This window comes from gamma proteobacterium symbiont of Lampromicra miyakona, from assembly GCF_059730895.1.
This window is the reverse complement of sequence record NZ_AP035934.1, coordinates 61,432-75,676: the sequence shown is the minus strand read 5'-3', so window position 1 is coordinate 75,676 and position 14,245 is coordinate 61,432. Positions and strand designations below refer to the sequence as shown.

The following is a 14,245-nucleotide window of genomic DNA, read 5'->3' as shown; positions in this document are numbered from 1 at the left end:
TTTTATGCACGCATTACGTTTCAGCGCGCCAGCGCTCATGCTCGCGTCTTTGCCTGCTTTCGCGGTGGAAGTAGCGCCCGGTGATTACAGCCAGTTTCCTGACGGCACGACCGTAGGACTGCTTTACTACCAGCACGCATCAACCGGCTCGGCCCACTCGCGCGGTAACAAAGTCAGCTCTGATTACAACCTGACCTCTGATATCGGCATGCTGCGTCTGCTGCACACCGTACAGATTAGTGAATCGGCAACGCTGGACCCGCAGTTCCTTTTGCCGTTTGGGCGAATTTCAGGCGGTGGGGAGGCTGCTTCGCTTGGCTCAGTCAGCGGCACAGGAGACCTGATACTGACCGTTCCTCTGAAGGTCAGGCTCAGCGACGGTGGCGACATCTTTGGTTTTTCACCTTATCTGTACGTGCCCTCGGGTAGTTACGACCATAACGATCCCCTGAATCTGGGCGAAAACCGCTGGAAAGTGGATCTGCAGGCCGCATGGGTGAAGTTCTTTACAGAACACTGGGCGCTGGACGTGGTGGGCGATGGCATCTGGTACGGGAACAACAGTGACTATGGCCCCGGTTCATCACGACTTGAACAGGATAACGCCTGGGCCGCACAGATTATGGGGCGGTATATGCCCGATCAGACGCTCTCCTTTGGGCTGGGATTCGGCCAGACCTGGGGGGGCGAAACCACCGTTGATGGTGTGAAGCAGGATGACCCGACTCAGACCACGAATATCCGCCTGACTACCACGAAATTTGTCACCCCACGCGATCAGTTCCAGATTCAGCTGGGGCGGGATCTGCGCGTGGAGAATGGCGCAGAAGAAAACTTCCGTCTGAACCTGCGCTACGCCCGCGTTTTCTGAACGTGTCTTTCCTGACCAGCTGAATGTCCTTCTCAGCCAGGTTATGGGGAGCCGACCGCGTTATGTTCAGAGCAGGAAATCAGTCTTTTAATATCTTACATGAGGAACAGAGAATGGCCATTGAACGCCCGGATGCCAGCCAGCTACAGCAACTTGCACGCCAGCTTCATCTGACTCTTTCAGAGAGTGAAGCCGCTGAATATCTTTCCCTGATGCAGCCTAACCTTGATGCCTATGACCTGATAGAGGGTTTAACGGATGAAATTCCGCCGGTTGAGTATCCGCGCGAAAAAGGCCATCGCCCCGTAGGAACTGATAATCCACTAAACGCCTGGTATTACAAGAGCGAGGTAGCGGGAGCGACCGATGGCAGGCTGAAAGGAAAAACCGTGGCGCTGAAGGACAACATCGCCCTGGCTGGCGTCCCGATGATGAACGGGGCCACCTCGCTTGAGGGGCATGTGCCCGCCTTCGATGCGACCGTGGTAACCCGCCTGCTGGACGCCGGCGCAACCATTCTGGGTAAGGCCACCTGTGAACATTTCTGCCTTTCCGGCGGCAGTCATACCTCCGATCCGGCGCCCGTCCATAACCCCTGGCGTCAGGGACACAGTGCCGGTGGCTCCTCTTCGGGCAGCGCCGCGCTGGTTGCTGCGGGTGAGGTTGATATGGCTGTGGGCTGCGACCAGGGCGGTTCTATCCGTATTCCCTCCGCCTTCTGCGGCACCTACGGAATGAAACCCACATACGGGCTGGTCCCTTATACCGGCATTATGCCCATTGAGGCCACTATCGACCATGCCGGTCCGATCACTGCCAGCGTGCGTGACAACGCTCTGATGCTGGAAGTCATGGCGGGTCCTGACGGTCTGGATCCGCGACAGTACAGCCCGCGCAGCGGGAACTATACCGCCGCGCTGGAAAAAGGGGTCAGAGGGCTGAAAATAGGAATAGTGACGGAGGGATTTGGGCTACCTAACCTTCAGCCTGCGGTCGCGGAGAAAGTCCGGGCAGCGATTGACCGCCTGATAAGCCTTGGCGCACAGGCAGGCGAGGTGTCGGTGCCGGGGCATTCGCTTGCCGCCGCGCTGTGGTCACCCATCGGCTGCGAGGGCCTGACGATGCAGATGATGCACGGCAACGGCATGGGGTTCAACTGGGAGGGCCTCTATGATGTTGCCTTGCTCGATAAACATGCCGGATGGCGTGCGAACGCAGACTCGCTTTCGCCCTCTCTCAAAATCTGTATGCTCATCGGCCAGTATGGCCTCTCGCGCTACAACGGCCGTTACTACGCCAAAGCCCAGAACCTGGCACGCCGCGCGCGCGCGGATTATGACCGCGCCCTGAGTGACTTCGACCTTCTGGTCATGCCTACCGTACCGGTTACGGCTCCGCCCCTGCCATCATCTGACTGTTCCGTAAAGGAATATATCTCCAGGGCGTTTGAGATGATTGGCAATACTGCGGCCCTTGACGTGACCGGTCATCCGGCCATGTCTGTGCCCTGCGGGCTGGCAGGGGGACTGCCCGTTGGCATGATGCTGGTAGGCCGTCACTATGCTGAAAGCACGATTTATCAGGCTGCCGCCGCGTTTGAGGCCAGCGGCGACTGGAAGCAGATGTAATAACCGGGCCGCAATGTCCGACACCGTTTACCAACACCCGGAGAAGAACGATGGCACATGACCATGAGCACAACCACACCGAGCCCCCGGCAGAGATTGCGCTGCGGGTGAAAGCGCTGGAGTCACTACTGACGGAGAAAGGACTGGTTGACCCTGTTGCGCTGGATGAACTCATCGACACCTACGAACACCGCATCGGGCCGCGAAACGGCGCCCGCGTAGTGGCGAGGGCCTGGACCGATCCTGACTATAAGGCCCGTCTGCTTGAACACGGTACCCAGGCTATTGCCGAGCTGGGGTTTTCCGGCGTACAGGGTGAGGACATGATGGTGGTTGAGAACACGCCAGACGTTCACAACGTGACCGTCTGTACTCTGTGCTCCTGCTATCCCTGGCCGACGCTTGGCCTGCCTCCGGCCTGGTATAAGTCCGCGCCGTACCGCTCGCGTATCGTTATTGAGCCCCGTAGTGTCCTGGCAGAATTTGGCCTGAACATCAGCGAGGAAAAGGAAATAAGGGTATGGGACAGCAGTGCCGAACTGCGCTACCTCGTACTGCCAGAGAGGCCTGCCAACACCGAGGGCTGGAGTGAAGAACAGCTCGCCCAACTGGTGACGCGCGATGCCATGATAGGCACCGGCGTTGCCCTGCAACCCGATGCCCTGAAAGACGTTTCGGAGGAGGCGCGATGAACGGAATACACGATCTGGGCGGTATGCACGGCATGGGCGCCGTCATTACTGAAGAAAATGAACCGCCCTTTCATCACGAATGGGAGCGCCGCACCTTTTCCTTATTTGCCTCCCTGTTTGTCGGCGGCCACTTTAATGTCGATATGTTCCGGCATGCCATTGAGCGCATGAACCCGGCGCACTACCTTGAAGAAAGCTATTACGAACACTGGATGCACGCTTTCGAAACGCTGCTGCTTGAAAAGAGGGTGATAACCCCGGAAGAGCTGGCGGGCATCCAGCAGCCGGGAAAAGCTTCTGCTGACATCCCTGTATTACGCCAGGAAATGGTGCAGGCCGTCATCATGACAGGAGCATCAGCCCGGGTTGAGACAGACATGCCCGCGAGCTTCAGGGCGGGCGACCGCGTAAGGGCAAAAAACATCAATCCAGCCGGCCACACCCGCCTGCCGCGCTATGTCCGCGGAAAAACCGGTACGATTGTCATTGATCACGGCGTATTTATTACTCCGGACACCGTGGCACACGGCCTCGGCGATCATCCGCAGCACGTCTACAGCGTCAGCTTTGACGCCACAGAGTTGTGGGGAGAAAACGCGCCGGCAAAGGACACGGTGCGCATTGACCTGTGGGACGATTATCTGGAGGCGTTATGAATACATTCACACCGGTAATGATAAGTGAACCGGGAGCAGGCAGTGCACCGTTTGAGCACCCATGGCAGGCGCAGGTCTTTTCCCTGGTCGTCTGCCTGCACAAGGCTGGACTGTTCAGCTGGAAGGCTTGGGTGGACGTGTTCAGTACAGAAATTAAAGCGCACCCGGCGCTGGCGCATGAAAGTGTCAATGATGCCTATTACCGTCAGTGGGTGGCCGCCACGGAAAAAATGCTGATGTCCCTGCAGATGACCGGCGAGGCAGAGATAAGCAGTCGGACGGAAGAATGGCGTCAGGCATATCTTAACACTCCCCATGGCATGCCGGTGACGCTCACCAGCGCGAGCTGTCCGCCCGGGCATATTCACCACCACCCGGTACACCGTGTCCCCGTGGCAGTCAGTCCGGGATCGGCACGAACTGACTCCTGAAAATTTTTCACCGAGAGATGAGAACAAATTATGGAACACATTGTTGAGAAGATTCATTCAGAGAACGCCCCTATTCCGCTCAGCGCAATCCTGCCCTGGAGCGCATTTATCACGCTGATGGTGCTTCTGTCGGTCTATTTTATCGGTGCTGAGCAGGGGGCAACTGCCGTCTTCTCCGGCAATCAGATCCATGAGTATTTCCACGATGCCCGGCATCTGCTGGGATTTCCCTGCCACTGAGGACAGACACATGACCGGAAAGCTGTTGTTGAACGGAATGTTTGCAGGCATGCTGGCGGGTATTGTTGCCTTTGGTTTTGCCCATTTTTTTGGTGAACCGCAGGTTGACAAAGCCATCGCCTTTGAAGAAACGCTCAGCGCAAAGCATGCCAGCAGTGAAAGTGTGCATCATCATAATCATGATGAGGGGGGCGAGGTTTTCACCCGCGGTACACAGTCCGGCGCGGGCCTGCTGAGCGGGATGATATTGTTCAGCGCCGCAATGGGTGGAGCACTGGCGCTGGTATGGTCGCTATGCTGGCAGCGTACCGGTCCATCCAGCGCAAGAGCGCTTGCGCTGATACTGTCACTGGGGGGATTTCTGTTTATGAGCCTGATGCCGGGGCTGAAATATCCGCCCAATCCGCCGGCGGTGGGTGATGCATCCACGATTGGTTACAGGACGATGCTTTACTTCATCATGCTGCTGGTTTCAGTCGCAATTGTTGTCACGGCAGCCTGGGGGGCTCATCAACTCCGGACACATATGGGCAACTGGAATGCAGCGCTCTGGGGTATCCTGGCTGGCCTCACGATGCTGATTGCGGCCTGTCTGCTGATGCCGACGGTGAATGAAATACCCGAAGGCTTCTCTGCGGACGTTCTCTGGCGCTTCCGGTTAAGTGCTTTCGGCACGCAACTGGCCATGTGGTGTACAACCGGACTTCTGTTTGGCTGGATGACAGAAAAGAGCCTGAATAAAGTCAGTCGCCTGCAGGCGACAGAAGCGTGAACGCGGTGATGCATCTCATTTGCCAGGGAGAAACCCTGGCAAACCGTTACACGCGTTTTCCGGCGAATGACGAGCTCTGTGAGACAGCAAGTGTAGCCCTGAGCAAGATGAAGGTAGATATCAGAGCCGGGAGTAAAATTTGGCTCGCTCCGGAGGTTGCAGCCCGACAGACTGCAGCCGCATTAGGGCTAAGGGGAGAGGTTGTTGCCCAGATGGCGGAGCCTGACTATGGTCACTGGGCAGGGTTGCCCGTAAAGCAGGTTATGAAGGATAACAGTGCAGCATTTCATCGCTGGCTGTCTTGTGACGCACCGCCGGGTGGCGAGAGCATCGCTGCGGTTATATTACGTACAGGTGAATGGCTTTCACGTAATGCGGGTGTGCAGGGGCACCACTGCGCGATTGCATCGGCAGCAGTTATTCGCTCAATGATAACGGGGCTGCTGGATGCGCCATTGATTGCATTCCAGCGGATCGATATTGCGCCACTGAGCAGGACAATTCTCACAAGTACCGGAAGCCGTTGGAATATCTGCACATTAGGTGAAAAGTTATAGTTTCTACCTAATGTTAGGAAGCTTCACATATAGGTAATGTTATCGCTCATTCAGAGATGTATCAGCTTAGAGTTCAACTGACAGTCCGCATTGAGCGAAGTTTGTGTGAAAAACTGATTTGGTAACTTAAACTTCCAAAACCAGGGCTGAAAGGTGCACTAATACGTAAAATTGGGCTCAGCTCACCAGTTGAGCAATTCCAGATCTTGCGTGAACGCACGCACTTCAATTCTGGCTCAGGGTTTTCACACAGCCTGGAAACAAAACGGACAATTACCTCGTTCAGATTTTGTCCGTGGGCGTATAGTATGCATCACCCAAAGCCGTAAACTAATCCTTTAGCTATATACCCAGTCCTTTTGATCACGGAACATCGCATTCAGTATCGTAATAAATTTTCTGATACAGGCAGTTATAGCCACTTTTTTGGGTTTTCCGCGTGCAACAAGCGACGTGTAAAAATCTTTAATTCGGGGGTTATATCGAACCGCTGAAAGCATTGCCATATAGAGTGTTGCGCGCAGACCAGACCTGCCGCCCCAGATAGCCCTTTTACCACGAAGCTGCCCGCTGTCCCTGTCATAGGGGCATACGCCAACCAGGGCCGAAATCTGCCTGCGATTCAGGTGTCCCAGCTCCGGAAGCTGACTCAGTATCGCAGCCTGAGTTACCGGTCCGATACCCTTAACTTTTTCAAGCATTTTTCGTTTTGGAGATAACGCAGCATTCTGATTCAGCTGGTCCTTTATTTCCTTATCAAGCACATCGATCTGCACATTCAGCCAGGCAATATGCTCCACAATGCCCTTCTCAATCCAGGCGCCGCTTTTTTCCTGAAGCCTAGTGATTTCCATGACACGATTCTGTACCAGCTGACGCCGCCGCGTCAGGAGCAGTGCCATTTCCTGAAGTTCTTTATCCCTGACAGGTCTGAACTCCGGTTTCATACGACGACCATACTCGCAGATTATCCTGGCATCAATGGGGGCGCTTTTTGCCACCTTGCCCATTGCCCGGGCAAAATTCTTTATCTGTCGCGGATTAATGACGGCGACAGGCAGACCCGCAGAAATCAGCATTGATTCAGCCAGAGAGTGATACCGGCTTGTGGCCTCCATGATAACGCCTGATATGTGAAGTCCTTCAAATTCCTTCAACAGTTGCATGATGCCGGAGGAGGAGTTCTCCAGATGTATCAGTCGCTCACTGGTGTCGATCCAGACATCTAAAGCGAACTTTGAAACGTCAATACCAACGGTTGTTTTATCGCTCATTTCAGTTCTCCCTGCCTTGCAGATACGGGCTTTAGGTGCGCCAGGCAATTGTTCGGGTTATAGCTGAAAGTAATGCTGCGCATAGTGCTCACCCGCGGGCTTCTTAATCCCAGGACGGAGATCGTGCTGCAGCATCAGTAAAAAAACAGGATAAGTTTAGATTCATCCTGGTTCAGCATTAAACATACAAGGACGGTGAGCGAAGCGATCTCTTGAACACGCAGCGGCCGGGCTAAAGTGAAGTCACGGCACCGGCCGCAAACCGCACGGTTTTTATTCCCCCGCCGCAGGCGGCATCAATGAGGCGCGCAGCAACGTCCTTGTATCGTGTCTCAGGCAGAGTAAGTTAAGTCTGCCTGTACATGCATTGTCCCGGGACAGAGTAGGCCGGCAACGTCCTCAGGCTGTCAGGCCCGTTGAAAAGATAAATGCCGCTCTGTCCTAATCTCAGTCCAGACCGAAGGGTATCTTTGGCCCCGCAACGCGGTGAGCCTGAATTTTGCAAGGTTGGTCAGTACTGACCTCGTGAGGATATGACATGACTGTTTATCTCGGAATTGATATTGCCAGTAAGAAATTTGATGCTGCTTTACTTAGGAATGATAGTTACCGATGTAAAGCATTTGCTAATTCAGTGGCGGGTTTTACAGCACTTCTGAAATGGGCCGGTGTGGGGGACTTTTCAGAGATCCACGCATGCATGGAAGCCACCGGTGATTACGGGACAGCCCTCGCTACGTTTCTGTATGAGAAAAAGATAAAAGTTAGTGTGGTAAATCCCTCGCGCATAAAGGGTTATGGTATGGCGGAGCTATCTCGTACAAAGACAGACAAGAGTGATTCAAAGCTGATTGCGCGTTTTTGCAGGGCTACGATACCGGCGCAGTGGCAACCTGTACCGCAACCGGTCAGGACATTACAGGCTCTGGTACGCCGGATGGATGCGCTGAAAGGCATGCTGCGAATGGAATCTAACCGTGCTGATAACGCCGATGCCAGCATTCAGCCTTCACTCCTGAGGATTACCAGCCAGCTCAAAGAAGAGATTGAAGTGATCCGGCAGGAGATTAAAAAACATATCAGCAGTAATGACGAACTGAGAAGACAGGAGGCTTTAATAAGTTCAATACCGGGTATCGGAAGCGTTACGGGTGCAGTAATTTTGTCTTTTATGGCAGACAAACAGTTCAGTAAGGCTAAGGAAGTTGCAGCTTTTCTGGGTCTTAACCCACGCCACCATCAGTCCGGCAGCTCGGTGAGGGGCAAATCAAGGATGTCAAAAACAGGAAATGCATATCTGCGAAGCACAATGTATATGCCCGCTCTGGTTGCACTGAAGCACAATCCGGATATCCGGGCATTTGGCCACCGTCTCCGGCTTGCCGGAAAGCCCGGAATGCTTATCGTCGGGGCAGCAATGCGCAAACTCATACACATTATTTTTGGTGTACTGCGTTCGGGCACGGTTTATGTGCCTCAGACAACAGGAGGACCTGCCTGCGAGTAACTGTATAAATACATAAAAAAGCACTTTATCAGAACATGATGCGCTAATCCGGCCCGGCCTGTTGCGGAAGCTGGGGACAAACCTGTTCTCTCATGAAAGATAAACCGGACGTTTTTACATCGTGCCTTTATCTGCTTTGTGCCAGAAGCAGACGTCATGAACGTTATAATGTGTTAACAATCAGTTATTGCGCTCAGGCTACAGTAATCTGTTATTCCGTAATGATTTTCTTTTCAGGTAATACTCATCCGCAAGATATCCCGTTACCGCTATAAAAGTTATTGCAGCTCCGAGTAATGTACTGCCGGGCGGTAATTCACTAAAGAAGATCCAGACCCATAGCGGTCCCAGCACTATGTCAGTCTGTGCAATCAGGCTTGCCTCAGCGGGGTCAACATACCGGCTTCCTGCCATGAAAAGCAGATAGCTCATACTCTGAGTGGTCAGCGCAAAAGCAAGCAACCACAGCAGGTCATGTAATCCGGGAAACGGAAGGTCTGGCGGCATCATTGCAAAACAGAAGACACCACAGATGGCGCATGCAAGAGCTGTGACAGCCGGCAGGTTCATTTCCGGCCACTTCCCCGACAACACTATGCTGGCGGCAAACCCGGCCGTCATCAAGAGAGCCAGTGCGTTGCCTGCCATATTGCCTTTCCCTGAGGCAGAAGCGGCCATGACAATAACTCCCACAAGGCTGATGCCCGCAGAGATAAGGGCGCGCTTTGTTATTTTCTTCTTCTGTATCAGCCAGCTCAGCCCCATAGCAAAAAAAGGAATGGTGGCGTAAACGGTCATCACACCTGCGACGCTGGTGAGTTTAAGTGCCGCTACGTAGCAGAACATGGAAACTGCCATAACAACCGCTGTTATTAAGCCTTTCAAGCCTACATTTCGGCGGAATGAAAAGTGGTGTAAATGCCCGCTCCACGCGAGCAGAACAGTCAGCGACATGAAAGCAAACAGTGAGCGCCATGCGACCATAGCCCATGTGTTCATATCTAGCATTCTCACGAAAAATCCCGCTGAGCTCCACAGGATGGCCGAGAGGCACACCATAATCAGCCCCAGTGTGTGTCTGCTCACTTTCATGAAGTGTGGCATCTTTTGTACCTGCCTATTATAGTCTTATAAAAAAGTAGAACGGTCTAATTATTATGGCTAGAAATGATACACGCAAACGGCTTTTGAATGCTGGTATACGGGTTTTCATGAGAGAGGGTTATGAAGGCGGGGGTATAACAACGATTCTGAGTGAGGCAGGAATGCCTAAAGGTTCTTTTTATAATCTTTTCCCGAGTAAAGAAGAATTTGCTTGTGCAACGCTTGACGCTTATATCGAGACGCTTCAACAACTGCGGAATGATACGCTGCTGAACAATACCCTGATTCCCCGCGTGCGCCTGATGAACTGGCTTAACCGGCACAGGGAATATATTGAGCGTGAACCTGATGCAGCAGGTTGCCTGGCCGGTATTATTGGACAGACGATTTCGGGAAACAGTGGAAAAATCCGGCAAAAAGTGTCGGCATTTTTTTCCTTCTGGGAGAGCGATCTGCTTAACGTATTTAATGACGCTCAGCATGCACAAACCCTTTCGCCGGTAATGTCACCGGAAAGTGCAGCAAAGCTTGTAATCAACAGTTATGAAGGTGTAATGATACGTATACGTGTAGAAGGAAGCACGTATCCTTACGACTTTCTGACGCAGACGTTGCCAGATATGATTTTTTGCAAACCCGCAACCGCTTCTTGATAAACACCATGCAAAGGAAAGTCCGCTTTTCGCTCAAAGCAGACCTTCACTTTCCCTGTCCTTCGAAAATGGCCTTTTTAATCCTGATCTCCGCTTGCAAGTTAAGAGGGTATCTTGCGTAGCAACAGTAATCAGCAACTTGTTAAGTTTGAATCTTATATGAAGCATGAACTGGGGCTGTCGCCGGTAACGGTAAGCGGCCGGGTTTTTATCATCCGCCACTTTCTGACTGCCTGTAATGCCTCTGATACCGATATTTTCTCTTTCAAGGCAGCCGAGCATTTCCTGAAATACCTGAGCAGTTATCGTAACTATTCGCGAAAGTCTCTTCAGCACGTTACTCACTGCCTCCGGGCGTTCTTCAGGTATGGTGCAAGAAACGGTTTATGCAGTGAGGGACTGGCCGACTGTCTGCGCAGCACGCGCGTTTACTCTCTGGATTCTGTTCCTGAAGGGCCCGCCTGGGACGATGTGCTGCGACTGCTGAGAGACGCTGAAGGTGATAAACCCTGTGATATCCGTGCCACAGCCATTCTCATGCTGCTGGCCATTTATGGCTTGCGGCCATCTGAAATCAAAACACTGCAGTTGAATGACTTTGACTGGGAACGCGAACTGCTGACCATTGACTGTACCAAAACCAGACGCAGGCGAATTTTCCCACTCTCCCGACCAGCTGGGGAAGCGGTTCTGCGCTACCTGAAGGATGTCAGGCCGCCTTCGCCTTACCGGCATGTTTTTCTTACCCTGTACGGCGCACGGCCTGTCCGGGATATCTATATGCTTGTGTCCGAGCGGCTGAAAAAACTGAACGTCTCTCTGCCCCAGTATGGGCCGCGAGCCCTGAGGCATGCCTGCGCAACAAGGCTGATGGAAACCGGTATGCCGCTGGCTCAGATAGGTATGCACCTGGGGCACACGGACGCAGATGCGACGCGTGTTTATGCCAAAGTAGATATGAAAGCACTGCGCAGGGTTGCGGATATTGATATCGGGAAATACCTGTGAAGCTTCAGAGCCTGATTGACCAGTTTATCGCCTACCGGCAGGCGCTGGGTGAAATATGGCTGAATAACTGTACGCCACGCGCTTTCGGCCGGTTTATGGGAACCGAAGCCAGTCTGGAAGACGTGACGCCTGAAAGCGTCAGGGCCTTTCTTGCCGGCAAAGGCGCGCTGACGCAGACCTGGCACATCAAACTCAGTGGCCTGCGGAGTTTATATCAGTATGCCCTCAGCCGCGGCCTGGTCGATACAGTTCCGCTACCTGTGATGTCGCCCGTCCGGCCAGCGGCATTTGAACCTTACATTTATTCTCAGGCTGAGCTGATGAGCCTGTTTAAGGCGGCGAAGACCGTTGCCTGGGCCAGAACGCTTTATTCTGGCGATTTATATCTTATCCTTCTGCTTATTTATTCCGCAGGCCTGCGTGTCAGTGAACTTATCAGCCTGAACCGGGGGGATGTCGGACTGAATGAGTGCGTGCTGAAAGTACAACAGAGTAAATTCGGTAAAACGCGCCTGGTGCCATTTTCCCCTCAGTTACGGGACAAGCTGTCGGCAGTTGAAGCCCGGAATAAAGCTACTGAGGGCATCACCCCGTTTTTCGTCACGCCCGGCGGAAACAGGATATGCACCTACACGCTGCAGAATTATTTCCGTCGACTGCGTAATGAGTGCGGTATTACCCGTCATGATGGTGCACGATATGAACCGCGGATACACGATTTACGCCATTCATTTGCCGTACACCGGCTGACTTCATGGTACCGGAACGGTGATGATGTACAGCTGCTGCTGCCTCATCTGTCCGTTTATCTCGGCCACGTTCACCTCAGGGCCACGCAGGTTTATCTCAGCATGACGCCTGAGCTTCTCGGAGAAGCCAGCCGGCGTTTTGAAAATTATGCTCTCGGAGGAAACAATGACTGATACCCGTCTGCTCAGTTCATGGGTGCGCCGCTTTCTTCTGGAATACCTGATAAGTGAGCGAAACCTTTCCATTAACACGCAGAAAAGTTACCGCGACATGCTGCGCCTGCTTCTGCCTTTCGCTTCCGAAGCGGCCGGAAAGGCAACCGATAAACTCCTCGTGGAAGACCTTTCTGAAGATTGTGTTCGCAATTTTCTGATAAGGCTGGGAGATAAACGACATAGCAGTGCTTCAACCCGCAATCAGCGGCTGGCGGGCATCCGCTCACTGGCACGGTTTATTGCCATGCATGCACCGGAATACACCGGCTGGTATGGCAGACTGAAAAGTATCCCTCTGCGTAAAAGCAGTACAGCACTCATCAGTTATCTTGAGAGAGACGAAATGGATGCGCTGCTGGCTGCGCCGGACGTTAAAACTGTTCAGGGTCGAAGGGACCATGCAGTTTTGCTGTTCCTTTATAATACCGGTGCCAGGGCAGGGGAAGTCACACATGTCACAATCGGTGATTTAACGTTGAGCATAGCGGCAGGACACAACAACTCATCGGTTGTGATCCACGGAAAAGGTAACCGGCTCAGACGTTGCCCCTCTGGCCGGAGACGGCGCGGCTTTTGCAGTTACTGAGCAGCGATCGTTTATCTCATGAACCGCTTTTCATTAATCGTGAGAACAGGCCCCTTACCCGATTCGGCATCCGTAATCTTGTCGTACGTAACACTGCTGTTGCAGCAGCCTCGGTCCCGTCACTCTTACAAAAACGCATAAGCCCCCACACTATCCGGCACACTACAGCTACGCATCTGCTACGGGCCGGCGTTGATATCAACACAATCCGGGCCTGGCTGGGTCACGTATCGCTGTCGACAACGCTTATTTATGCGGAAGTTGACATGCAGATGAAAACCAGAGCGCTGATGACATGTGAGCCACATCAAAAAGGGCAAACCAGCAAGCCATGGAAGCAACAGGAAGACGTAATGGCCTTCCTGAAATCACTCTGAAATGCTTTGTTCTGTAAGGCGCCGGGCGGTAAACAGGAGATGGAAAAATCCTGTATATTCAGTCTGGCGGGCATGCTCTGCTGATGGCGCCCGCAAGAAATTCCATTACGACAGCTGCAGAAGGATCGCGCCGCAGCTCCGGATAAGCGACCAGCCAGATATCCCTGACTGGCGGACGCGAATCGACGGTCAGTTTTAAAAGAGAACTGTCAGCATCTCCCATAAAACAGGGTAACGTGACAAGTCCCAGACCGCTTCTGGCAGCCTGCTGCTGCGCCATCAGGTCGCTTGCCCTGAATATAATCCGCCTCCCTTCCAGCAGCGATTCCAGCCAGTTTTGCTGCGTAATATGTTCAAGAGAGCGCTCATAAGCAATGAATACCCAATTCTCAGGTGGAATGTCCTGCCAGGAATGAGAGGCATAAAGGCCAAAATGCATAGTGCCTATCCGGCGGATCAGCAAACCGGGGTCATCGGGTCTCGTCAGGCGGACTGCTATATCCGCTTCACCTTTACTCAGCTGAGCATGATGTGAGACGCCTGCCAGCGAGAGCGCAATATCAGGATGGCTTTGAGTGAAGCCCGCTATGGCAGGTGCAATCAGCTGCGCTGCAACAGCTGGCGATGCGCTGATCCTTATGCTGACCGCAGGTGAAAGTGATAATGCTTTCGCCTGTATGTGAACCCGGTCTGCGATCCTGTTCATCTCATTCGCCACAGAGACAATAACTTTTCCCTGTTCCGTCAGGCTGGTTTGCCGTGGCAAACGTTCGGTAAGACGAAGTCCGAGCGAAGCTTCCAGCGCTGTTATACGGCGGCTTACGGTTGCGTGGTCGACATTAAGTTCTTTAGCCGCTGCCGACATGGACCCTTTACGTGCCAGTGCGAGAAAACAATTTAAATCCTGCCAGTCCATCCATTCCC

Annotated in this window: 17 protein-coding genes; 14 read left to right on the top strand and 3 right to left on the bottom strand. The window is 53.2% G+C overall.

Going from position 1 to position 14,245, the window contains the following annotated elements; genetic code table 11:
* The first annotated feature begins 4 nt into the window (after positions 1-4).
* From AC6I8P_RS23175 to AC6I8P_RS23140, 8 genes are all read left to right on the top strand, one after another.
* Positions 5-871, top strand: a complete 867-nt coding sequence (locus AC6I8P_RS23175) for a transporter (RefSeq protein ID WP_498013362.1) — start codon at positions 5-7, stop codon at positions 869-871.
* Between the two features lie 113 nt (positions 872-984).
* Positions 985-2,499, top strand: coding sequence for an amidase (locus AC6I8P_RS23170; RefSeq protein ID WP_059012946.1), 1,515 nt, complete (start codon positions 985-987; stop codon positions 2,497-2,499).
* Between the two features lie 50 nt (positions 2,500-2,549).
* Complete coding sequence (gene nthA, locus AC6I8P_RS23165; RefSeq protein WP_059012949.1) at positions 2,550-3,191, top strand: nitrile hydratase subunit alpha; 642 nt, start codon at positions 2,550-2,552, stop codon at positions 3,189-3,191.
* A complete protein-coding gene (gene nthB / locus AC6I8P_RS23160; protein ID WP_059012951.1) occupies positions 3,188-3,847 on the top strand; it encodes a nitrile hydratase subunit beta in 660 nt (219 codons plus the stop codon). Before nthA ends, nthB begins: the two co-directional genes overlap by 4 nt.
* Positions 3,844-4,278, top strand: a complete 435-nt coding sequence (locus tag AC6I8P_RS23155; protein ID WP_059012953.1) for a nitrile hydratase accessory protein — start codon at positions 3,844-3,846, stop codon at positions 4,276-4,278. The genes nthB and AC6I8P_RS23155 overlap by 4 nt, the downstream gene beginning before the upstream one ends.
* A gap of 30 nt (positions 4,279-4,308) precedes the next feature.
* Positions 4,309-4,518, top strand: coding sequence for a CbtB domain-containing protein (locus tag AC6I8P_RS23150; protein ID WP_059012955.1), 210 nt, complete (start codon positions 4,309-4,311; stop codon positions 4,516-4,518).
* Between the two features lie 10 nt (positions 4,519-4,528).
* A complete protein-coding gene (locus tag AC6I8P_RS23145; RefSeq protein WP_059012957.1) occupies positions 4,529-5,290 on the top strand; it encodes a CbtA family protein in 762 nt (253 codons plus the stop codon).
* Positions 5,287-5,847 carry a histidine phosphatase family protein gene (locus AC6I8P_RS23140; RefSeq protein ID WP_059012958.1) on the top strand — a complete coding sequence of 187 codons (561 nt, stop codon included), beginning with the start codon at positions 5,287-5,289 and terminating at the stop codon, positions 5,845-5,847. The genes AC6I8P_RS23145 and AC6I8P_RS23140 overlap by 4 nt, the downstream gene beginning before the upstream one ends.
* 338 nt (positions 5,848-6,185) lie before the next feature.
* Here the strand turns inward: AC6I8P_RS23140 and AC6I8P_RS23135 are convergent, their stop codons facing one another.
* Positions 6,186-7,121 carry an IS110 family transposase gene (locus AC6I8P_RS23135; protein ID WP_059013059.1) on the bottom strand — a complete coding sequence of 312 codons (936 nt, stop codon included), beginning with the start codon at positions 7,119-7,121 and terminating at the stop codon, positions 6,186-6,188.
* A 538-nt stretch (positions 7,122-7,659) separates the two neighbouring features.
* On the opposite strand from AC6I8P_RS23135, the gene AC6I8P_RS23130 reads away from it, so the two are divergent.
* Positions 7,660-8,628 carry an IS110 family RNA-guided transposase gene (locus AC6I8P_RS23130; protein ID WP_059013061.1) on the top strand — a complete coding sequence of 323 codons (969 nt, stop codon included), beginning with the start codon at positions 7,660-7,662 and terminating at the stop codon, positions 8,626-8,628.
* A gap of 198 nt (positions 8,629-8,826) precedes the next feature.
* On the opposite strand, the gene AC6I8P_RS23125 is transcribed toward AC6I8P_RS23130, so the two are convergent.
* Positions 8,827-9,732: a DMT family transporter gene (locus AC6I8P_RS23125; RefSeq protein ID WP_059013063.1), complete on the bottom strand. Its 906-nt coding sequence runs from the start codon at positions 9,730-9,732 to the stop codon at positions 8,827-8,829.
* Positions 9,733-9,785: 53 nt separating this feature from the next.
* Here AC6I8P_RS23125 and AC6I8P_RS23120 point away from each other — a divergent pair, with 53 nt between their 5' ends.
* The 5 genes from AC6I8P_RS23120 (at position 9,786) to AC6I8P_RS23100 (ending at position 13,321) form a co-directional block, all read left to right on the top strand.
* Entirely contained in the window at positions 9,786-10,385 is a 600-nt protein-coding gene (locus tag AC6I8P_RS23120) for a TetR/AcrR family transcriptional regulator (RefSeq protein ID WP_498013361.1), read from the top strand.
* Positions 10,386-10,544: 159 nt separating this feature from the next.
* Complete coding sequence (locus AC6I8P_RS23115) at positions 10,545-11,393, top strand: tyrosine-type recombinase/integrase (RefSeq protein ID WP_064511419.1); 849 nt, start codon at positions 10,545-10,547, stop codon at positions 11,391-11,393.
* Entirely contained in the window at positions 11,390-12,316 is a 927-nt protein-coding gene (locus tag AC6I8P_RS23110) for a tyrosine-type recombinase/integrase (RefSeq protein WP_059012607.1), read from the top strand. The genes AC6I8P_RS23115 and AC6I8P_RS23110 overlap by 4 nt, the downstream gene beginning before the upstream one ends.
* Positions 12,309-12,944 (top strand): tyrosine-type recombinase/integrase, encoded by a 636-nt coding sequence (locus AC6I8P_RS23105; protein ID WP_230201150.1) that lies wholly within the window; start codon positions 12,309-12,311, stop codon positions 12,942-12,944. The genes AC6I8P_RS23110 and AC6I8P_RS23105 overlap by 8 nt, the downstream gene beginning before the upstream one ends.
* Positions 12,902-13,321 (top strand): tyrosine-type recombinase/integrase, encoded by a 420-nt coding sequence (locus AC6I8P_RS23100; protein WP_318249830.1) that lies wholly within the window; start codon positions 12,902-12,904, stop codon positions 13,319-13,321. The genes AC6I8P_RS23105 and AC6I8P_RS23100 overlap by 43 nt, the downstream gene beginning before the upstream one ends.
* A gap of 58 nt (positions 13,322-13,379) precedes the next feature.
* On the opposite strand, the gene AC6I8P_RS23095 is transcribed toward AC6I8P_RS23100, so the two are convergent.
* Positions 13,380-14,237, bottom strand: a complete 858-nt coding sequence (locus AC6I8P_RS23095) for a LysR family transcriptional regulator (RefSeq protein WP_059012605.1) — start codon at positions 14,235-14,237, stop codon at positions 13,380-13,382.
* Positions 14,238-14,245 lie beyond the last annotated feature (8 nt).